At 44.1% G+C, this 22,430-nt stretch carries 18 protein-coding genes; 4 read left to right on the forward strand and 14 right to left on the reverse strand.

Going from position 1 to position 22,430, the window contains the following annotated elements; translation table 11 throughout:
• Nucleotides 1-107 precede the first annotated feature (107 nt).
• Nucleotides 108-1,517 carry a SulP family inorganic anion transporter gene (locus ACZ5KY_RS13260; RefSeq protein ID WP_464244375.1) on the forward strand — a complete coding sequence of 470 codons (1,410 nt, stop codon included), beginning with the start codon at nt 108-110 and terminating at the stop codon, nt 1,515-1,517.
• A 13-nt stretch (nt 1,518-1,530) separates the two neighbouring features.
• Here the strand turns inward: ACZ5KY_RS13260 and ACZ5KY_RS13265 are convergent, their stop codons facing one another.
• Genes ACZ5KY_RS13265 through ACZ5KY_RS13275 form a run of 3 tightly spaced genes read right to left on the reverse strand, consistent with a single transcriptional unit; the run spans nt 1,531 to nt 4,393 of the window.
• On the reverse strand, nt 1,531-2,673 hold the full coding sequence (locus tag ACZ5KY_RS13265; RefSeq protein WP_464244376.1) for an MFS transporter: 1,143 nt from the start codon (nt 2,671-2,673) through the stop codon (nt 1,531-1,533).
• Nucleotides 2,670-3,452, reverse strand: a complete 783-nt coding sequence (locus ACZ5KY_RS13270) for a hypothetical protein (protein ID WP_464244377.1) — start codon at nt 3,450-3,452, stop codon at nt 2,670-2,672. Before ACZ5KY_RS13270 ends, ACZ5KY_RS13265 begins: the two co-directional genes overlap by 4 nt.
• Entirely contained in the window at nt 3,449-4,393 is a 945-nt protein-coding gene (locus ACZ5KY_RS13275) for a calcium/sodium antiporter (protein WP_464244378.1), read from the reverse strand. Before ACZ5KY_RS13275 ends, ACZ5KY_RS13270 begins: the two co-directional genes overlap by 4 nt.
• A gap of 237 nt (nt 4,394-4,630) precedes the next feature.
• Between ACZ5KY_RS13275 and ACZ5KY_RS13280 the strand changes: the two genes are divergently transcribed.
• Nucleotides 4,631-4,930, forward strand: a complete 300-nt coding sequence (locus ACZ5KY_RS13280; RefSeq protein WP_464244674.1) for an ArsR/SmtB family transcription factor — start codon at nt 4,631-4,633, stop codon at nt 4,928-4,930.
• 324 nt (nt 4,931-5,254) lie between these two features.
• On the opposite strand, the gene ACZ5KY_RS13285 is transcribed toward ACZ5KY_RS13280, so the two are convergent.
• The 7 genes from ACZ5KY_RS13285 to ACZ5KY_RS13315 form a co-directional block, all read right to left on the reverse strand.
• Complete coding sequence (locus ACZ5KY_RS13285) at nt 5,255-6,913, reverse strand: putative manganese-dependent inorganic diphosphatase (protein ID WP_464244379.1); 1,659 nt, start codon at nt 6,911-6,913, stop codon at nt 5,255-5,257.
• 48 nt (nt 6,914-6,961) lie between these two features.
• Entirely contained in the window at nt 6,962-7,675 is a 714-nt protein-coding gene (locus ACZ5KY_RS13290) for a Smr/MutS family protein (protein ID WP_464244380.1), read from the reverse strand.
• 8 nt (nt 7,676-7,683) lie between these two features.
• On the reverse strand, nt 7,684-8,409 hold the full coding sequence (locus ACZ5KY_RS13295; protein ID WP_464244381.1) for a tetratricopeptide repeat protein: 726 nt from the start codon (nt 8,407-8,409) through the stop codon (nt 7,684-7,686).
• Between the two features lie 99 nt (nt 8,410-8,508).
• Nucleotides 8,509-10,125 (reverse strand): LysM peptidoglycan-binding domain-containing protein, encoded by a 1,617-nt coding sequence (locus tag ACZ5KY_RS13300; protein ID WP_464244382.1) that lies wholly within the window; start codon nt 10,123-10,125, stop codon nt 8,509-8,511.
• An 88-nt stretch (nt 10,126-10,213) separates the two neighbouring features.
• Entirely contained in the window at nt 10,214-11,890 is a 1,677-nt protein-coding gene (gene hflX, locus ACZ5KY_RS13305) for a GTPase HflX (RefSeq protein WP_464244383.1), read from the reverse strand.
• Between the two features lie 78 nt (nt 11,891-11,968).
• Nucleotides 11,969-12,739: an enoyl-ACP reductase FabI gene (gene fabI, locus ACZ5KY_RS13310; protein WP_464244384.1), complete on the reverse strand. Its 771-nt coding sequence runs from the start codon at nt 12,737-12,739 to the stop codon at nt 11,969-11,971.
• A 271-nt stretch (nt 12,740-13,010) separates the two neighbouring features.
• Nucleotides 13,011-13,766, reverse strand: coding sequence for a thioredoxin fold domain-containing protein (locus tag ACZ5KY_RS13315; protein WP_464244385.1), 756 nt, complete (start codon nt 13,764-13,766; stop codon nt 13,011-13,013).
• 203 nt (nt 13,767-13,969) lie between these two features.
• Here ACZ5KY_RS13315 and ACZ5KY_RS13320 point away from each other — a divergent pair, with 203 nt between their 5' ends.
• A complete protein-coding gene (locus ACZ5KY_RS13320) occupies nt 13,970-16,918 on the forward strand; it encodes an insulinase family protein (RefSeq protein ID WP_464244386.1) in 2,949 nt (982 codons plus the stop codon).
• Between the two features lie 130 nt (nt 16,919-17,048).
• On the opposite strand, the gene ACZ5KY_RS13325 is transcribed toward ACZ5KY_RS13320, so the two are convergent.
• The 4 genes from ACZ5KY_RS13325 to ACZ5KY_RS13340 all read right to left on the reverse strand — a co-directional run bounded on the left by ACZ5KY_RS13325 (nt 17,049) and on the right by ACZ5KY_RS13340 (nt 20,795).
• A complete protein-coding gene (locus ACZ5KY_RS13325) occupies nt 17,049-17,504 on the reverse strand; it encodes a chemotaxis protein CheX (RefSeq protein WP_464244387.1) in 456 nt (151 codons plus the stop codon).
• 292 nt (nt 17,505-17,796) lie between these two features.
• Nucleotides 17,797-18,249: an N-acetyltransferase gene (locus ACZ5KY_RS13330; RefSeq protein WP_464244388.1), complete on the reverse strand. Its 453-nt coding sequence runs from the start codon at nt 18,247-18,249 to the stop codon at nt 17,797-17,799.
• Nucleotides 18,246-19,934 carry a DNA repair protein RecN gene (recN, locus tag ACZ5KY_RS13335; protein ID WP_464244389.1) on the reverse strand — a complete coding sequence of 563 codons (1,689 nt, stop codon included), beginning with the start codon at nt 19,932-19,934 and terminating at the stop codon, nt 18,246-18,248. Before recN ends, ACZ5KY_RS13330 begins: the two co-directional genes overlap by 4 nt.
• A gap of 6 nt (nt 19,935-19,940) precedes the next feature.
• Nucleotides 19,941-20,795, reverse strand: coding sequence for an NAD(+)/NADH kinase (locus ACZ5KY_RS13340; RefSeq protein WP_464244390.1), 855 nt, complete (start codon nt 20,793-20,795; stop codon nt 19,941-19,943).
• A 263-nt stretch (nt 20,796-21,058) separates the two neighbouring features.
• Here ACZ5KY_RS13340 and ACZ5KY_RS13345 point away from each other — a divergent pair, with 263 nt between their 5' ends.
• A complete protein-coding gene (locus ACZ5KY_RS13345) occupies nt 21,059-22,429 on the forward strand; it encodes a replication-associated recombination protein A (RefSeq protein ID WP_464244391.1) in 1,371 nt (456 codons plus the stop codon).
• The last annotated feature ends 1 nt before the right edge of the window (nt 22,430 follow it).

Consider the following 22,430-nt stretch of genomic DNA (forward strand, 5'->3'; position numbering starts at 1 on the left):
AAATAATTTCAAGGCAAAGTACTCAGTTAATTTAGTAATTCTAAAACTTATCTGGCCATATCATCAGGCTCGCTAACCTTCTAATGACTTCGAGGAGAACCAGTTCCATGCCCTCAGCCGTAGACCGTACACAGCCTTGCAAAAAGAACAATTCAAGTGCCGAGATCATCCATAATATCATTATTGGCTTAACGGTTAGCTTTGTTGCCTTAAGCCTTGGTGCCGCCCTAGGAATTCTCTCGGGTCGCGGTGCCTTTGCAGGAATGATTTCAGCGGGACTTATTGCTCTCATTACCTCACTGTTGGGTGGAACACGTATTCAATGTTCAGGACCAACGGCTCCGATGAGTGCCGTAAGTGCTGTGGTTGTTGCCAGTGCGCATGAACATATTATGTCGACGGCCGGGATGAACGTCGATCAATTTATTAATAGCGTTTTTCTCCTCAGCGGCATTCTGCTCTTGGTTATGGCAATATTTCGCCTCGGTCGTTTTATCGCCTGGGTTCCCAATGTTGTTATATCAGGATTTATGAGCGGCATTGCGCTACTAATTTGGATCAGCCAAATTCAATCTATCTTTGGTTGGAGTGGCCACCACGCTTTGACAGGTGAAACATGGCAAAACCTCACCATTGCCATTATAACAGTTACCCTCATTTTCACCCTTGGCCCTATTATGCGGCGAGTCATTGGACCCGTAGCCCACTACCTTCCCCCTACCCTTGTTGCCATTGTGATTATGACCTGTGCTACTCTGGCCTTAAACCTTGGCATTGAGCGTGTTCAATTAACAGGTAGTCTTAGCAGTTGGAGCGATGCGACAGCCTTGCTGCACAATCAAATCCCAACCAGCTTTACAATGGCTTCATTCTTTAAAGCATTTCCCTTTGCTCTTCAGCTTGCTCTACTCTGCTATCTTGATACATTACTGACATCACTAGTCGTTGACCGCATGGGTGGTGAGACAACACGTCAGGATCGCGAATTAGCAGCCCAAGGTATCGCAAATAGTGCGATTGCATTCATAGGTGGCATACCAGGAGCTCAAGCTACGATCCGTTCGGTTCTCATGCTCAAAGAAAAAGCGTCATTACGACTCGCTGGCATTATGGTGGGAATTTTTGTACTCGTTGAGATTATTTTATTTCAAGACTTAATCAACCAAATCCCTAAAGCGGTATTTGTTGGTGTGCTGATTAAGGTTGGCTATGATGTCTTTGATTTTAAGCCATTACAGATCTATCTCGCTGAATTTATGCACCAGCGCCACGAACTACTACATAATTTTTTTAACGACCACGCTGATGAAAAAATCTTTGTTACCAACCGCGAGATTATGATGATTGCCGGCACAGCAGCAATTACCGTTTTCGTCAACCTCAACGTTGCCGTCGTTGTATTCACTCTGTTTTACTATTTTCACAACAAGGTAGCTTTCCGCCACAACCCAATGCGTGACCTAATGCCAACTGAAGAAACTGAGGCATTTGATGTGCACCATTATGACAAACCGTAACCTAGGTAAATAATTACGCTATTTTCGGTACCCGTATCCATTGAACGGCCACAAAAGAGATCGCACTCATCACAGCTCCCGCAATGAATGGAATACGGTAATCGACCATCCACAACGCTCCACCAATCACCGGCATCACTACGGCAGCAATATGGTTTATGGTGAATGCCACAGCCATACTCGGTGCAATATCTTGAGGGTCAGCCACCTTTTGGAAATAGGTTCGAATGGCTATCGCAAAATTAAAAAAGATATGATCAACAACGTATAAAACCATCACAACTGTCAACGAATTTGCAAAAGCATAACCGCAGAAAACCAAAATCAAACTGCTATATTCAAGTGATAGGACACGGCGCTCACCAAAATGGACAATAGCGCGGCCAATCAATGGACTCAAAAAATAATTAATCACATTGTTAACCACAAACAACGCAGCAATTTGGGTAACACTGCAATTGAATTCCTTAACCAATAGAAAAACCGCAAAAGCGATAAAAATTTGTCGCCGCGCCCCAGCCATACAAGTCAAAAAATAAAACAAACCATATTTACGACGCACAACAAGGTGACGATGCTGAACAACAACATCTTTACTCACAGGATTTTGAAATAATCCCCAGCTACCAACCGCAACGACAATCACCCCGATTACGATAAATATAGTCCGGTATTCAAAAAAGTACCCAAGACAGAACACCAAAGAGCCAACAACAATATTTACCGCTGCAGCAAGACTTTTCAAGCGACCGAACACATGAGGCGCTTGATGTGTATCAAAATATTGAAGGGTTAAAGATTGATTGGTAGTTTCATAGTAGTGAAATCCAAAACTTATGATCAATGTGGAAAGTATTAATCCGGTATAACTCGGCAGAAAACCGGTAACAATACTACCAATTCCAACGGTTACAATCGATAGAGCAGCCAGTCGATGCTCCTTAATAATGAGCAACACATAAACAATCAATAAAGCGAGAAGTCCTGGGATCTCTCGTACAGAACCAATGACACCAATCTGCTGGCCATTTAAACCTGCCATATCGACTGCAAAATTGTTGAACAAGATCATCCATGCCTGCAGTCCTGTGCCTGAGGCTATCGTTAGGATAACCAAAAAGCGCAACATCGCGGGTTGACCATAACTATCTTTCATTGTTCCCCCCCGCAGCGTGTTCCACGTATGGAAACACCGCCAAAGACTGTATCACTGCCACCAAAGAGTGGAATTCGATTATCATCACAATAAAACTTCAAATTATTTACATCACCAGGAAGACAATTTCCGTCAGAGCTAATCAGGCATTGCCAATTATTTTGCGCTTCATTGAATCCTATTACTTCAATATGAAGTCTTGCGTCACCATCTGGAGAAAATACCAAAAAGTCATATTTCAAGCCGATAGCAAGGGGTTGTGATCTATCAGAGAGAAAGGTGAAAAACGCACTCAGGAAATCACCTGTCACCCTCTCATCAATTGATGAGGTGGAACCTTCTTGGAAGTAACGCTTTGTTTCTACAACGTTCCCTCCCCACAATCGTTCAGCGATAACGACAGAGGAAAGTTCAACAAAGATATGCTTCCAGCCATATTGGATACGTCGACCATTATGGTTTATTTGTGTGTGTTGTATATGAGTTAAAGAGGTCACGCGACCACGAAAATCTAACCGCACAAGTGACTCATAGTATTGATGTCGATCACCGTTTAACCAACCGACAACCCCTTGGCTATCTCCTTGCAGTATGATGCGATAAGTATTAGGAGTAAGTTGTGGTTCAACTGTCAATGTGAGCTTAGCGACTGAATCTAGCCATAAAATAGAACAATTAAAACACCACTGCATTGTTTCATTAAATATACGGGGTGCAACAGCTAAGGCATTATTTGAAAGAAAAACAATGACCGCAGCGAGGATAACCACCTTTTTCATCGAAGAATAAGTAGCGTAATAAAAGTCACATAACTCGCTAAAAGAAAAGCACCTTTTAGTCGTGTCACTTCAAATCGATGCCAGCATAATGGGATCAATGCGAAACTAAAAAGTAGCACAATAGGCAATTCAAAACTTAAAACGGAAGGATCGATAACAATTGGTTGAAACAGTGGGCACAGACCAAGAACAAACAAAATATTAAAAATATTACTACCTATCACATTGCCTATACTGATTTCCATCTCACCTTTTGCTGCACTCATCAATGAAGCCGCAAGCTCTGGTAAACTCGTCCCTAAGGCGACAATTGTCATGCCAATGAACAATTCAGACAGTCCGATTGCACGGGCAATGGTCACAGCAGATGAAACCATCCAATTTGCACCAAGACCTAACCCTATAATCCCACCAACAATATACAAAATGTCTCGGCCACGACGACCCTGCTCTGTTTCAACAACTTGTTCAGGTGCAACAGGATCCGTACCAGTATGACGAGCGTAACGAAGACAGTAGAGGATAAAGAGGGTGAGCAGGGTTAGCAAAACAGCCGCATCGGTCAATCCTAGCTGTCCATCTAAACACATTACGTACAAGGCAACCGTTACACCAATCATAAATGGCAGTTCACGCCACAAAAGACCACGCGGAACCTTTAACGGTAACACCAAAGCTGAAACACCAAGAATCAAACCGATATTTGCAATATTTGATCCGACAATATTGCCAACCGCAATTGCTGACGAACCTTTTCCTATCGCCAATAAAGACACCATTAACTCTGGCATACTCGTAGCAAAAGATACAATTGTCATACCAATAATCAGTGGCCGAACCCCAAACGACAGAGCTAACCGCGAACTACCATCGACTAAAAAATCAGCACCATAATAAAGAACAACTAAACCAACAAAAAAGACCAGAATTGAAACGGTCATAAAAACTCCTTAAAATATAATACAAACCTATAGCCCAACAAAACAGCTAGTTAGGCTTAAATAAAACAGGCTAAACGATACTCATAAGCACTTAAAAAGGCAAGAGAAATGGAGATTTCACTCTTGACGTAATATTATACTTGATCTATATTCATATATTCAATTTTTAAGTATAGACAACTGATTATATATCGATAACGAAATAATATATTAATAAGGACATCACCTATGAAACCTATTGCTTTTGACAAAAACAAATCTTACGAGCGTGAAGCAGAGATCTTAAAAGTTTTAGGCCACCCCATTCGGTTAAAAATTATTGCGGGCCTTATCTCTCAAGCCTGTAATGTTAAAAAAATATGGGAATGTCTTGAGCTACCTCAAGCAACGGTTTCTCAACACTTAGCATTATTGAAAAATAAAGGGATTATTGTCGGTGAACGTAACGGTGTCGAAGTCTACTATCATGTTGTTTCAGATCAAGCACGTCATATTGTTCAGGCACTCTTTACCCTCAATGGTTGTGGTAAAAAATAATTTAAAAGCTCAAGATTAATATGAACTAAACAAAACAGGCGAACCGAATGGTTCGCCTGTTTTATTTTGATTTATATTTTTACAGTCGAATTTTTTACAGTCGAATTCTAAATTCGACGTATTCAGCTATATCAGGCGACTCGCCCTTCCAAAAAAACATCAGTGCCCTCAATACGGCGCAAAACAAATTAGTTGAAAATTTTAAGTTGTTTTACAAGAAAGATTCCGATAGTTTATGCTTCATGCTGCTTTGTGAAATTTACAAAGCTTTGCCCCGTGATGCCCCTCCTTCACGGGGTTTTTTTTATTAAACCGGCGAAACGATTACTGTAAGGCACCGAGAATTCGCAACAGATGGGGAATTAGCTGTTTTTTGCGCGACAAAACACCTCGCAACTCATATAAATCATCACTGACTTGTGGGTATCCCATAATAAGCGCCAATTTTCGATCACCAGAAATCAATAGCTCACTGGTTCCTGCAACAATATCGGTAATCAACAATCCCGCCATATCAAGAGAACGATTTTCACGTAAACAGTTTAACTCGCTTTTTAAATCTTCTTTTAAAGAATGAAATTCGTGAAAATTAACCACCTCAACTTGACCAATACCAAACTGGAAATTACTGGCAGTGAACACTTTAAAATCTGTTGTGATCACTTTTTCCAACGAATCATAGGCACTCATTGCACTACTCGAAGCGAATATTCGTTGACCAAACTCATAAGGGTCGAGTCCGGATAACTGGCCCAACCACTGTGAAATTTCGCGATCAACATCTGTTGCTGTCGGTGACTTTAACACCACGGTATCAGAGAGCAAACCCGACAACATTAACCCTGCAATCGCTGGGGAGGGGGTAATGCCGGCATTTTGATATAATGTCGCGACAAGAGTACAGGTACTCCCTACAGGTTGATTGATAAACCGAATTGGTTTATCTGTCTGTAAACTTCCCAAACGATGATGATCCACAACCTCTATAATTTCAACCTTATCAGCACCTGCTACCGACTGAGCTAATTCATTGTGATCGACCAAAATCAATTTAACTGATGATGGGTTCAATAGATGACTTTTAGTTGCAACAGCCTCAATGGTGCCAGAATCGTTAACAACAACAACCCCCGGCACATCAGAGTGCATAAGACTTATGCGCAATTCATCTAATCGATCTTGACCACGTAATGAAATAAAATTGGTTTCGGCCAACGAGGCGACAGGTGTCGCCAAACGTGTTAACCACGTAGATGTCGCAGTATCAAATGTTGTAGAAAGAATGGTAACGTCATTCTTGCGGCCAACCTCTAGTACATCCTCTGGAATTTCTAAACCGGCAACCACGACAAGAACCCGCACCCCAAGTTCCACTGCTTCACGCAGAATTCCAATGCGGTCACCCGCAATCAACACCATCTTACGCACATCTTGAGCAACCATCTTGGCGTGAAAGGTCTCACTGGCCATAGCCGCGACATAAAGATTGAGATCCTCTTGGACGTCAGCATCCACTTCATGCAAAGCCGTAGCCTTTAAACATTGGCAGATTGAACGCGGTGACGCCGAAACTCGTCTTAACTCTTTTTCCTGACTGGGAACGAGAAAGCGCTCCGAAACTTTTTTAAGATAAAGCATTCCTTGAGGATGATTCTGTTCATCAACCACAGGTAAAATTCGGATATTATGAAGATGAAATAACTCTAGAGCACGTGAAAGCGGAGCTGTTGAAGCAATTGTCACAGGTCGCTGACCACTAATCACGTCGCTGATTCGAGGAGAAACATCAAGCAACAATTCCGGTTGAGGAACAGCGAGTTCTTCTAAAATAAATTCAGTCTGCCGATTAATGTTACCCGCTCGGGCAGGTTGAACGCCTACTAATCCCTGTTGATCACGCAGTGCTGCATATGCAATGGCACTACACACAGAGTCTGTATCAGGGTTAATGTGACCTACAACATAAATTTTATCCTGAGCCATCGTTCTCCTCCTACCTAAAACATAAGATCATTCAACATAAATTTAAGATCATTCTTTGGATTGGCGTAAGAAAACAACCAATGCACCTTCGCCACCATATTGTCGCGGAGCCCGCCCCCACTCAACTACCCAAGCAGCAGAATGAGTCTTTAAATAGCTTTCAACATCAGAACGTAACACCGACTCCCCACTAGGTGAACGGTTGCCTTTTCCCGTAATAATTAATACGGTTTGCACCCCTTCAGCATGACGGTTTTTTAAAAAATTACGCACCCTCTCACGAGCTTCTTCACGATAACAACCATGCAGGTCAAGTGTTTCTTGAGGCTTTAGCTTACCCTGACGTAATTGCTTCATCCGACGCGGTTCACCACCACGGGACGGCTCAAACTCGTCAGCGTCACTGTCATCATATTGATCGTTGAAAACACAATCTAGTTCACCCAAGCTATCAAGGAAAATCTCTTCATCTGTTATCGGTGTTTTAGCTAGAACAACTTCTTGCTCTTCAGCCTCTTCAGCAACAACAAACGGATCACTATCCTCCAGTTGGTCATCAAGTGAAACAACACCGAGTTGCGACATCGCCGAGTTAAAATCAACCTCAGGTTCAACCTTAACCACCTCGTTCACCTCAACGTGTTCAACTTTTTTTTCAGGTCGCGGCTCACGTTCTAACTGAGAAACAGAAAACCCCTTCATAGAATCGAAGGGGTTACTTTTAAAAGGGGCTGCTGCCTGTTTTTGCTTTTTTTTGCTCATAAAATTAATTACACGCGTGGCATTTTACGTCGACCCTGCGCTGCCTTTGTTTGTTTTTTAACGAGCACACCTGTTTTTTCAAGATGAAACTGATACCAAAGATCACCATAGTCTTCCATTTTCATCCGCTTACCCTGCTGTAGGGCTTCAATAGAAGCTTCGAGGCGCTCATCTCCACCTGTTTTCTTAATCCCTTTACGCAGAGTAGCAATGGCGCTATCGCGCTCACCAATTTTATCCTGACAAAATGCGTATAGGTTCCAAACAAATGGTTCTTTACGTGAAGCTGCTGCTGCTTTTTCAAAGGTGGATGCCATTTTAGCCGGATTAGAACGCTTCATGTAACTGACAGCTAACATACACATGGCTACCCAGTGGCGGACAAAACTCTTCTCCAAATAAGGTAATGCCTTTGCAAAATCTTTTTTCAAATAGAGCAATGTTCCAATTTGAGCATTGATCTGCCCTTTGACATAGAATTGCCATTTTGCATATTTAAAACCACCCCTTAACGTTACTAACGCACGTTCTGTACGGTTGGCTTGCATATCGTGTTGAGCACTTTGAACCAGAACCATCACCCTGTTCATGGTTCGACGTGAAAGGAGAAAATATACAGCAGCAAACAACACAACTGATATTAAGCCACAATATATAATCTCAAGTTTATAAACTAAATTAAGCGGCACTGCCGCGAGAGTTGCAAAAACAAAAGCCGTCAAAAAATTCAACATCGATCATCATACCTTTCATTATTTCAAAAATTCAATTTATCAACAAGTGCGAGAGTCTAACAATCAGTCAACGAAAAGTCAAAGTACTTCCCACCTAAACTACGAACGTTTTCCATCGCGAACAAGCAGAGTTAATGTATCACCAGGTTGCAAAATATGATTTTCCGATAATCCGTTCCACTGACGTATCTGGCGTGTTTGAACAGCAAAACGACGACCGATTCCCCACAAGGTGTCACCAGAGCGAACTTTATAAAGAACCTTTTGTTGAACACCGCGTGGAGCTTGCCCTTTTCGCGGAGCAGAAACCAACAGTTTTTTCCCTGGTTGGATCACGTTCGACCAACCCAAACGATTCCAAACACGAATTTGTTTTTCCGTCACATCGCACTTACGGGCAATACTCCACAAACTATCACCTGAGCGCACTGTATAATGCTTTCGGCGTGAATGTTGATAATCATCGGCAAGTTCCGTTAACGGTAACGAACTAAAGTCACGGTGCAACGGTAAAATCAAATCTTGACCAATTTTTAGCGCACGCGGGTTGCTGATTTTATTCAGGGAGATAATATCATCGACTCGAATACCATAGCGTTTAGCAAGGTGCTGCAAGGTATCACCCGATTTAATTTGATGACGCTTATAACGTGCCCGTTCATGACTTGGGACCTGAGCATATTTTTCAGCAAAACCGATACTCGCTCCGACGGGTAAGCGTAATGAATAATGGTCAACATCAGGGGGTGTACACCAACGTTTCAACTCGGGATTGAGTGACTTGATTTTTGCATAGGGAACCTGGGTCAGCTCAGAAATCAGTTCTAGATCCGTTGCCTCCGATACCACGACACGATCAAATTTAAGTGGTTGTTGATAAGTCAGATCACAAAAACCATACAGTTCAGGTTGTTTACTAATCAATAACGCCGCTAACAATTTTGGCACATAGTTCTTCGTTTCAGCTTTTAAATATTCACCATGGCATAATTCCCAAAAATCAGTGGTGTGGTATTTTCTAATTGCCCGTGACATTTTACCTGGACCAGCATTATAGGCAGCAACTGCCAAATACCAGTTACCATCAAAACGCTTATGCAGATCCTTTAAATATTGGGCAGCAGCCAACGTCGCCTTTTCGACATCACGCCGTTCATCGTACCACCAGCCATTATCCAAGCCATACATTTTACCCGTTGAACCAATAAACTGCCAATAACCAACAGCATTAGCCCAACTATGAGCATTGCTATTAAAGCCCGATTCAACCATGGCTAGTGTGGCAAGATCACGGGGCAAACCTTCAGCAGCAAAAATCTCACGCATTAACGGCAAATAACGCCCCGAGCGTTCTAACCAGCGGGTAAAAGTCCGCCGACCACCGTTTGTAGTATAGTGCTTGATAAGATAGCGAACTTGATCATTTTCAATCACGGGGAAATCAAATAGTGGCTCAGGCTCTACTTCGACTCCGGTTTCTTCAGGTGGTGTTAACGATTGCGTTAACAACTCGGTATCGGCACTGGTTTCATCGGCAGAGGCTAGGGATTGCTCAGGCAAAAAAACACATTCTGGATCAATGACATTCTCTGAAGTGGAGACAACTTCCGTGGCATCAACCGCGGTAGTGTTATTCTGGAACAGTGGCACACAGCCCGTCAAACTGATGACAACGGCAATTATGCACCCAATGGTGAAACGTTTAATATCCTTCATAGCTCTCAAATCTCATTGTCCCAAATAACGCAACAGTTGCATAGATGAATTAACTAATAAATACCGGCCAAGGCTATAGAAAAACAGGTCAACTGTCAACACTACCGCGCTCATCAGTCTTCGCTTTAATCGCGCCATCGGCATGCCAAAAGCGCTGTTGCAGTTGGTCTAATAACATTTCGAAACTCTGACGATTTTGTGCACACACAGCCACCGCCTTAAAACGACGACACAACGCTTCACACTCTTCAGGATCAACAAGATCAATTTTATTAAACACTAACAAGTGTGGGATATGACCTAAATCAAGATCAGCAAGAATCTGTTCAACAGCTTGAATTTGCTCTTCAAAGCGAGGATTAGACAGATCGACAACATGCATTAATAAGTCAGCGTCAGACAACTCTTCAAGAGTTGATTTAAACGCCCCCATCAAACTCGGTGGTAACTTACGAATAAAACCAACGGTATCGGTAATGATCACTTCTCGATCAAGTGGAAAACGTAACCGTCGTGTCGAAGTATCGAGTGTTGCGAAGAGTAAATCTTCGGTAAACACATCACTTCGAGTCAATGAATTAAGCAGTGTTGACTTACCAGCATTGGTGTAACCAACAATTGATATAATAGGCACTTCGGCACGAACACGACGACTTCGCCGCTGTAGCCGACCTCGTGACATCTGCTTCAATCTCTTTTCAAGGCGAGTGATCCGCTCACGGATACGACGACGATCAATTTCTAGCTTTGTTTCACCGGGACCACGACCACCAATTCCACCCATCAAGCGCGATAATTCCGTGCCCTTACCCGACAACCTCGGCAATATGTATTTAAGCTGCGCCAATTCAACTTGAACTTTACCATCAAGGGTATGGGCTCGACTGGCAAAAATATCGAGAATAATTTGTGAACGGTCAACCACTTTTAAATCAGTGAGAGCGGCGATGGATCGTACCTGTGTCGGACTGAGATCTTGGTCAAATACCAGCATGGTTGCGCGCTGTTGCAATGCACGTATCACCACCTCTTTGATCTTACCCTCACCCATCAAAAACTTAGGATTGAGTCGTTTCGGGCGCTGAACCACTTGATCCAACACCAACACATCCGCCGTTCGCGCTAACTCATTCAATTCTGACAGTGAATCATCGATCTCACGGCGACGTGCTTGACTCACCGAGACCAAAATAGCTCGTTCACGCGGATCGGAAAGGTCAATGTGGCCAATTTCAAGTCCACGCTCTAGCTCATGATCTAAACCATGCAAAAACTGTTTTAAATTAAGATCTAACGCGCTAAGAGTTGGTGAAAAAAGTTGCTCAACCTGCTGATTAGTTGGATTTTCAGGAAGGATGTGGGCGTAATAAACCGAGGCCGGAAAACCGCTCACATCGACGCCGATAGCGACCATCATATCGAGACGAAGCAACGCTAAATCTGTTAAATCATCTTGAGAGAGGCCTTCATTTTTCAAATGAGTATGGATACAACGAAGTCCACGCAAGCCACTGCGACCCAGAGCATAATCGGTTAAATCTGGCAGCATAATCTCGCGATCATCCCCCACCATCACATATTTTACCGAACCTGTTCGATCAACAAGAATACCAATTTGACGCCTTATTTCATGGGACAGACCACAGATAAAGCGCGCCAATTCGGTTGACACCACCTCACTGGGATCAATGCGACGACGATACACGCGTTCAAGGGCATTAAGTTGTGCCGCTTTTAATCCAGATGTTTGACCCAGTACGTCCACTCAACCTCCTACGCAAAAAGGACCCGTAAGGGTCCTTTTTGTTTAACAACTTTTATGATGATTCAACGTAAAAATCAATTACGCAGTTACAACAATGTTAAAACCAGCATCAACAAGGTGAACTTCACCTGTTACGCCGCTGCCTAAATCAGACAACAAATATACAGCTGAATTACCCACTTCATTTTGAGTCACAGTGCGTCGTAATGGAGCGTGATCATCCATCAGCTTAATCTTAGCACGGAAGTTCGCGATACCCGATGCTGCGAGAGTACGGATTGGGCCAGCAGAGATGGCATTAACACGAATCCCCTTAGGACCGAGTTCAGCGGCCAAGTAACGGACCGAAGACTCAAGAGCTGCCTTAGCAACACCCATAACATTGTAGTTCGGCACAACACGGTCAGAACCAAGATAGGTCAAGGTAACAATGCTGCCACCCTCTTTTAATAGCGGCTCGGCATAATGTGTTACTGCCACGAGAGAATAAGCACTGATATCCATTGCCATGGCAAAACCTTCACGGCTGGTTTGACTGAAAGGACGCTTGAGGTCTTCACGGTCAGCATAAGCAACAGCGTGAACAACAAAATCCAACTCACCCCATTGAGATTCAACCTCTTTAAAAACAGCCTCAATCTCTTTATCATCGCTGACATTACAAGGAAGAATCAGTTCAGCGTCCAAGCTTTCAGCTAATGGACGGACGCGCTTCTCTAGTGCCTCGTTGAGATAAGTAAAAGCCAGAGTTGCCCCTTGCTCCTTAAGTTGCTCGGCAATTCCCCAAGCAATACTCTTATCATTCGCCACACCGAAAATAATTCCCCGTTTTCCTGTCATCAAACCCATATGTTTAAATCTCCTGAATTTATGTAAAAGATAAGTAAAACTTTGATGATCCTTTTAACAGATCGATGACATTAAATCAAGCTTTGCGCTAGCAAGCTGTCGAGATTGACAAGCCATAACGAGAAATTGCTGACCTGAGAGCAAATTTTCGACTAGTTGAGAATGAAGAGTAAGCCTATTTATCGAAAATAGACGGGAATATGGGCCAAGTCCAGCTGATTCGCAATAGGGTTCTAGTAAAAGAGGATAGTTTGCTAGTCCTTTGACCAAATTACTTTGCTTTAGCAGCTTCCACATAGGGAGTTAATTCATTAATCAATACTGTAGCGGGGCGGCCACCTGGCAACACTTTACCGTCAGGTAAAATCAACGTTGGTGTTGAACGAATATTCCAGCGTTTGGCAAATGCCATGGTTGCATCGGTAACATGGCTGTCACAAGTCATTTCGGCAACGGGCTTATCAGCCATTGCATCCTCTAACACCTGTATTGAGCCTGAACAGACAATACTATTTACTGTTTTAATATCTGTCATCATCGCCATCAATTTTATACGAAATGCAACCTGAGGTAATTGTTCAATAACCTTATATAACTCGTGATGAAGCTGGCGACAATGACCACACTTCGGGTCGGTGAAAACGAAAACCTGTACGGGTGCATTAGCATCGCCAACTAAGAATGCTCCGTCAGCATTAAGCTCTGTAGCGTCGACGTTGCGCGAGATATCAACACCGTCACTAATACGCAGAATGTTTCCTGCAATCAGGTATTGTTTCGAGTAATCGATAAAGACTGTGAACATCTGCCCACGCGCTTGGCCTTTCACTTCCCATAATCCGCCGACTTCAGAAAACTTAACAGAATTCACTTCCTCAGCCCCTGGAGGGAGTAACTTAAAGGCTTCATCGCTTGTCAAACTATGGCAATCACTACACTCACCTGCGCCGCATCCGGCGCCACCGAATGCAAATGAAGATACTGGTAATAAACAAAAGCACAAAACTATTATGACATAACGCAACATATAAACCTCTCTCTTTGAGTAATGAAATAAGCTTAATACACAAACAGAACCCATCTTAGCAGAGGCACTAGAAAAGGGAACTGTTATAGTGTATTTTCAACCATCTATTATGAGTTATAATCACCATAACTCGTATATCATTTATTATTTGCATTTTTATCCTACTACTCAGAGTAGGACAACCCATAAAGGTATTAATCTCTATGACCGACAATCAGTCAACGTATGCTCTCCCTGAAGCTTTTAGCCTCATTGACACCACAGCACTGCCCGAAATCAATGCAACACTCATCCAAATTAAGCATAATGTTACGGGAGCAAGATTTGTACACATTGATGCTGACGATAGCAATAATCTATTCGCTGTTGCCTTTAAAACACCACCATCCGATTCAACAGGTGTCGCCCATATTCTTGAGCACACTGCGTTATGTGGTTCAAAAAACTTTCCTGTTCGTGACCCGTTTTTCACGATGCTAAAACGTAGTCTAAATACCTTCATGAACGCTTTCACTGCAAGCGATTGGACGTGCTATCCATTTTCAAGCCAAAACCATAAAGACTTTTACAACCTACTCGGCATTTACCTCGACGCTGCTTTTTTCCCATTGCTGCGTGAACGTGATTTTACTCAAGAGGGCCATCGGCTTGAATTTGAAACAGCAAATGACTCCAGTTCACCGTTAACATTTAAAGGGGTCGTTTTTAACGAGATGAAAGGGGCCATGGCCGACCCAGCCTCTTTGTTATCACGCCGAACAACTCGTCATCTTTATCCAACGACCTGTTATCATCACAACTCAGGTGGCGAGCCAGAAGACATTCCAAATTTAACGTGGCAACAACTGCGCGACTTTCATGCCGAATTTTACCACCCGAGCAATGCCTGCTTCTTTAGCTATGGTAACTTTCAATTAACTGACCATTTAGAGATCATTGAGAAACAGGTTCTTAGCCTCTTTGAAGCACGCGATGTCGATAGTACGGTTCCACAAGAAAAACGACTTACCACGCCAGTCAAAGTAAGTGAAACTTTTCCAATTGATGCAGCAGAGTCACTAACAGGCAAATCAATGGTTCACATGAGTTGGTTGACCAGTGACATCTCTGACAGCTTCAATACCCTTGCTCTGACATTACTTTCACAACTCCTACTCGGCAATCCAGCAGCGCCCCTTTACAAGGCGTTACTTGATTCAGGTTTAGGCACTAACCTCAGCCCGGGATGCGGATTTCATGATGATTATCGAACAACCTGTTTTGCAGTTGGCCTACAAGGTACAGACAAAGATAAAACAGATGAAATCGAACAATTGATTCTTGATACATTACAGCAAATTGTTGATGAAGGATTCACAACACAACGCATTGAAGCGACAATCCATCGCCTCGAACTGAGTAACCGTGAAGTCGGTGGCGATAGCTACCCCTATGCCATCAGTTTAATGTTCCGGATTCTTGGCCCATGGCTCCATTGCAATGACCCTATTTCAGCGTTACAACTCGACGACAATTTAAAAAAGCTTCGACACAAACTCGCTGAAGGACCATTTTTTGAAGACATAATCAAGACGTGGTTACTCGAGAACAAACATCGAACGACTCTGTGCTTAAGTCCTGACCCTGAATTGGGTCCCAAAATGGACGACCAAGAAAAAGAGCGTTTAAGCGCGATTAAAGCAACTCTCAGTGCAGACGATAAACAAAAATTGATTACACAGGCTCAACAACTTCAGGACTCTCAAGAGGGCATTGAAGACCTGAGCTGCCTGCCTACACTGGAAATGGCTGACATCGATCCTGCTGAATCCGTTACGGACTGTCGAACCATTGACCTTGCAGAGAAAACAATACACCTCTATCCTCAGCCGACCAATGGCCTCTGCTATCTCAACCTGTCTTTTACGTGTGACCACATTGATGAATCACACCGCCCATACCTGCCACTTTTCAGTAGCTTACTCACTCAAATTGGTACAGATAAACTCACATATTTGGAGATGGCACAACGCGTAGAAGCTGGGACTGGTGGCATACGTGCCAGCGTTGAGATCCTTGATAACATCGATGACTTAAATTCCTTCCAACCGTTATTTCAACTACGAGGTAAAGCCCTCAATCGTAACATCGATCAACTCGGTGCTATTTTGGCGGATATATGCTCTGCCGCTGATTTTACCGACCAAGAGCGACTCGCAACCGTCATCGGTCAGATTAAAAGTTCATGGCAAAATGCGATTCCTGGCTCTGGACACAGTTATGCCGCACGGGCAGCAGCGGGCCAGCTAACACCTGCCGCCAAACAAAGAGAGCAATGGTCAGGTTTTAGCCAATTTAAACTGATCAAGCAAGTTTCAGAGTTCAAAGCAGGACAGCTTGATGAAACGGTCGAGATCATGCAACAAATTGCTGCGGCGATTATAAATCGTCAGAACCTATCAGCAGCCATCACCGCCGAAGAGAAACAATTTAAAGATTGTGAATCAACACTAGAACAATTGATCAACAAAATTCCACAAAGAACGATTGTAGCACCACAACCCATTGCTCCAATTGAACCTACAGCGATTCAACTGGGATGGACCACTTCGATTCCAGTTTCATACGTCACTCGTGTTTTCCGCACCACACCATTCAATCATGTTGATACGGCACCACTAAAAGTGTTAGCCGCGCTACTAAAAGCCAATTACCTCCATCGCGAAATTCGGGAAAAAGGGGGAGCATATGGCGGTATGGCAACGAGCAATAGTGAATCTGGATTATTCTCATTGATGTCGTATCGTGACCCACAACTTGAGAGAACATTGACCGTATATGAGCAATCGTTAGAGTGGCTACAACAGGGTGACTTTGATGATGAAAAGATTAAAGAAGCAGTTCTTTCGGTGTTCAGCGCTTACGACCGCCCTCTTTCACCAAGCGGACGAGGCATCAATGAGTTTGCCAACCACCAACAAGGTCTAACGCACGCCATGCGACAACAGTTTCGTTCTCGGTTGCTCTCTGTAACAAAAGAGCAGTTATTAGATGTTGCCAAACGACATTTAAGCGACAAGTTAGCTCAGAGTCCAATATCCATCCTCTCCAACGAAGAGGCGCTGACATCGGCAAAAATCAATCTCACTGAGCTACAGATTGAACGCATATAACACATTATAAAAGCAGAAAACTTTTCATCGAGCTCAAATAAGATGCTATGACCTTTTAAACAAAAATACCCCCAGTGCTGAAAGAAGCACTGGGGGTATTTTTATATCAGTACAACAATAATACTAACGTTTATTTGGCAATTTGCAGCTCAACGAGAAATTCACCGTCATCGGACTCAAATGGAATCACCACCCAATTTGATTCGGCAATACATTCCACCTGATAATCAGCACCATACACATAAGAGGGGACCGATAAGGTGATATTACTACCCGATTCATCAAGGTACATTTTAATACTACCAGCTAACATGTTGGCTAATTCACCAAAGGCATCGGTGACATCATCGTTGAAGGTATCAACAGACAAACCTAAAAACCGCGCGGTGATTAACATCGCAACATCAGTTGGCGCATGAATCGCAACCATCCCTCGGCACGTACCCGCTAAACCAACCATCCCTGAAATAGAATCGGTAAAATTACTTACTAACACAGGCAAAGAAGGTTGTTCATTCACTTCCAGCATGATCATAGTCTCGAAGATGTCTCGAGTGGCATCAATGGTCATCTGTTCTAAATCCAAAGCAACCCTCTCTCTCTTTGTTTCGGCGACACAGCATGCTCACCAATCTATTATTAGAAGTACGAATTATTTATATATTAGCGGGAAAAATAACATAATGAGCTGACAACCTCTAGTGAGAAAATAAGCAGTCTGTCGAACTTAACATGATCCTACTGCGAAACAGCCTGACTTGGCCCATATTCCCGATAATTTTCGACAAATAGGCCAGCTATTCGCTCTCAAATTCTCGACAATCTGGTCTCAAACAGTCTATTTCTCGCTACGGCCCGTCACTAGCGAGTTGCTTTAATCAGACTGAAATCGCCATTGCGATCTCATCACAATCTGGAAACTTAGGGCACTTCATACAGTCACCCCAAATTTTGTGGGGCAATTCATTTTTTTCGATTGTGGTAAAACCAAGTCGACCAAAAAATTCTTCTTGATAAGTCAAAGCAAACACACGATTTAAGCCAAGCTCTTGTGCTTCATTCAAACACGATTGAACCAACTTGCGCCCATAACCTTGACCTGCGAGTGAATCGGCAACGACGAGAGAGCGAACCTCGGCAAGATCGAGCCACCACACTTGTAAACTAACAGTGCCAAGCACTTCACCTTCATGATCTAATACATAGAATGAGCGGATCGCTTGATATATTTCAGCCAATGAGCGGGAAAGCATCAGCCCCTGCCCCGCATGCTCCACGAGCAATTTGTGGATAGCACTGGCATCACCAATGTAGGCTTTTCTTAATTTCATAGTTCCTCACTAAACAATGATGGCCGTTGGCAGCGCCGTAAAAGATCACGCGCGTGTGCCACAGTTTGGCTGCTCATTTGCGCACCACCGAGCATCCTCGCCAATTCCAATACACGCTCCTCATAATCTAGCGCCACTAATTGAGTTGAAGTTTGACCGTCGACCACATTTTTTTCTACCCGATATTGGCTATCGCCATATGCTGCCACCTGAGGTAGATGGGTAATACACAGCACCTGATGTCCAGCAGCAACGGAACATAACCGCTCGCCAACAGCCGATGCAGCGACACCACCAATGCCAGCGTCCACCTCATCGAAAATCATCGTCGCCAATGCATCGACCCGTGGTGCGGCCTTGCGTAGGGCGAGCATAATTCGCGAAAGTTCACCACCGGAAGCTGTAGCAGCGAGAGGACGAGTTTCTTGACCAGGATTGGCCGAAAAATAAAATTCAGCCCGCTCAAGACCAAGAGATGAAGGTTTGTCGAGGCTGGAAAATTGAACTTCAAAACAGGCATTGGCCATCGCCAACCCGTGCAGCTCAAGTTCCATGGCCTTCTTCAATCGAGCGGCGGCATCGCAACGTTGCGTTGACAAGGTTTTTCCAACCGCTAATAACGTCTGCTGCTGCTGATCAATCTGCCCCTGTAGTAACTCAATGGTTGCAGCACTATGGTGCAAGCTTTCCAACTCCTGTTCGAGCTGTTGTTGATACGCTAAAACACCTTCAATTTCAGGATGATACTTACGCTGCAACTCGCCTATGACAATGAGGCGTTGCTCCACCTCGCGCTGTCGTTGTTCATCAAAAACAACCCCTTCAGCGCTGTGCCGCAATTGTGCCGCAGCATCTTCAAGGGAAAACAGAGCATCTTTAATCGCAGAGATAGGGCCTTCGAGTTGCGGATCAACTTCTTGCAAGCCGTCTAATTGCTGACTGACTGCGCCCAGTTGCTCACACACCGCACCACTGTTAGCATAAAGTTGCTCATAACCATTCTGACATTTAGAATAAAGGCGTTCGGCATGCTGTAATTTGAGTCGCTCAGTGGACAGTTCAACATCTTCGCCAACCTGAAGCTGCGCAACAGAGATCTCGTTAATTTGAAAATTAAGTAGATCAAGGCGATCGCTGCGCTCACGGTCAGCCAGCTGCATTTGCTGTAATTGTTGTTCAAGTTGAAGATGTTGACGGTAGTGCTGTTGATACTCCGATAACAGGTCGCTACACTCCCCAAAGCCATCAAGTAATTGCAGATGATTCTCGACCCGTTGAAGTTGCTGTTGATCATGTTGGCCAAAAATAGCCAGCATCGGCGCAACCAATTGCTGAAGTTGGCCCAGTGTTGCCAATGAACCATTAATATAAACTCGATTTTTACCTTGGCGTGACAAAGTGCGTTTAATCAGCAACTCATCTTCAATATCAAAACCCATATCAACCACCATTTGGCTGATTAACGGCTGAGAAGTGAGACTAAACACCGCTTCAACACTGGCGCTATCTTCACCACTACGAACCAGATCGTTACGCATTCGTTGGCCAAGCAATAGGCCCATCGCATCAATAATGATCGATTTTCCTGCCCCGGTTTCGCCACTAAGAACGGTAAAACCACGACCAAAAGAAACATGCAGTTTCTCAATGACAGCAAGGTTTTTTATATTGAGATCGGTTAGCATCGTTTTTTAACGCTCTCCCCAACGTAATTTAGTTCGTAACACTTCAAAATATTCTTTCGAAGCACTCTTAATTAAGTGAGTACACATGTTTGCCTTACGAATTTCAACCACATCTTGTGCCTGTAGTGCCATGCCCACTTGACCATCAGCGGTAAAAAAGACCCGCTCCTCATCAATTCGCATAATAATTCGAATGACCGACGCATCCGAAACAATGATCGGACGATTGGTTAGCGTGTGAGCACAAATGGGAGTAATCACCAAACAGTGTAGACCAGGATAAATAATAGGACCGCCAGCAGCAAGGTTATAAGCGGTTGAACCCGTTGGTGTTGAAACAATTAAGCCATCAGCCTTGAACGTCGTGAGATATTGATCATCGACCCACACCTCCATATCAACAATTCGCGCTAACGCACCTTTGTTGATCACCACATCGTTAAGCACCTGATAGTCAGCAACCTGTTCGTTATCACGAACAATTCCCGCTTCAAGCATAAGGCGATCTGAAACGGTATAGTCACCACTGAGAACCCGTTCAAGTTCATCGTATAACCCATCGAGAGTAATTTCGGTCAAAAATCCAAGGCTACCTAAGTTGACTCCTAAAATCGGGACATTCAATGCGCCAACTTTACGCGCCACCGAGATCAGCGTTCCATCACCACCGAGCACAATAATGCACTCAACCCGCTGCGGCAATTCACGTCCAGCAACCCCTTCAGGTTCGCCCATGTCAGCCGCCAAGTTGCGCTCAACCAACACTTCAATATTTCGTTCACACAGCCAACGCTTTAACTCCAGAGCCACATCTACCGCAGCAGGATTAGACCGTTTCGCATAAAGACCGATTGATTTCATATCACTGCCCCTATCTTTATCTCTTCATCATCATAAAAAAGGATCATATCACAGCGCAAAACCTAACACAGACCCCGTGCAAAGTCTATCCACTGACAGCCAATTCTCGAACATTGAGACGAGTTGCTCATTTGTGCTACAGTGCCAACATTTCGTGTCATCAGGAGGCTGTTGTTTTCTCGAACCATCTCCTATTTATCATTGAATTAATTATCAACTGTAACACGTTGATATCGAACTTCCCTCAAAGCGACGTAGGCCCTATGGATCTCTTTTCAAGCACCATAAGTGACGATCAAACACCCCTAGCGGAACGATTACGACCACAATGTTTAAGCGAAGTGGTTGGCCAAACACATCTGCTTGGCGAGGGCTGCCCGTTACGGTTAATTATTGAAAACGATCAACTGAGTTCCCTCATTTTTTGGGGGCCGCCCGGCACAGGAAAAACAACCCTTGCTCAAGTGATTGCCAAAAGCACCAGTAGCCGCTTTGTCTTTTTTTCGGCCATCATGAATGGCGTAAAAGATATTCGCCAAATCGTCACTCGCGCTCAAGAAGATCGCGCCCACTACGCGACACGCACCATTGTTTTTGTCGATGAAATTCACCGCTTCAATAAATCACAACAAGATGCGTTTCTACCTGCACTCGAAAAGGGGGATCTTGTTCTCATCGGCGCAACCACCGAGAATCCATCCTTTGAAGTCAATGCCGCCCTACTTTCGCGGGCGCGGGTTTTTGTGCTTGAAACACTCAGTGTCGAAGAGATTACCCAACTGCTGCAACGAGCGCTAACCGATCCACGTGGTTTTGACGAGCCGCCGACCAATGTTGATGAATCAGCCATTAAGCTACTCGCCCACCTCGCACAAGGCGATGCACGCGTTGCACTAGGCAACCTCCAACTCATTGTTGAAACAGCCAATGGTGCCACCATTGATGAGCCGTTTATTTCGCAAACACTGCAACAACGCGCTCTACGCTACGACAAAGGGGCGGATGAGCACTACAATGTCATCTCTGCCTTTATAAAAAGTATCCGCGGCTCTGATCCCGATGCCGCGCTATACTGGCTGGCACGGATGATTGAAGCTGGTGAAGACCCATTATTTATTGCGCGCCGGTTAGTGATATCGGCCGCTGAAGATATCGGCAATGCCGACCCAAGGGGCTTACAACTTGCCGTTTCGGCGCAACAAGCTGTCCACTTTGTCGGTATGCCTGAAGCACGCATTATTCTTGCCCAAGCCACAACCTATTTAGCATCAGCACCCAAAAGCAATGCCTCATATGCAGGAATCAACGATGCCCTTGCCGAAGTACGCCAAAGTGGTGCGCTGGCCGTCCCACTTCACATCCGTAATGCGCCAACGCAATTGATGAAAGACCTTAATTATGGCGCAGGCTATCGCTATGCCCACAATTCAGCCAGTGGTTACGAGGCGCAAGACTATCTACCCGAGACCCTACAAGGGCGTCAATTTTACCACCCTGTCGAGCGCGGCTACGAAAAAATCATGGCCGAACGGTTACGGTTCTATCAACAAAGCACAGAGACTGAAAACGGACAAGCTGGTGAAATAAAGCCAGAGAATACTGACAATCAGAAGACAAGAAGTGATGAAAAATAGG

Source organism: Desulfuromonas svalbardensis, from assembly GCF_055389415.1.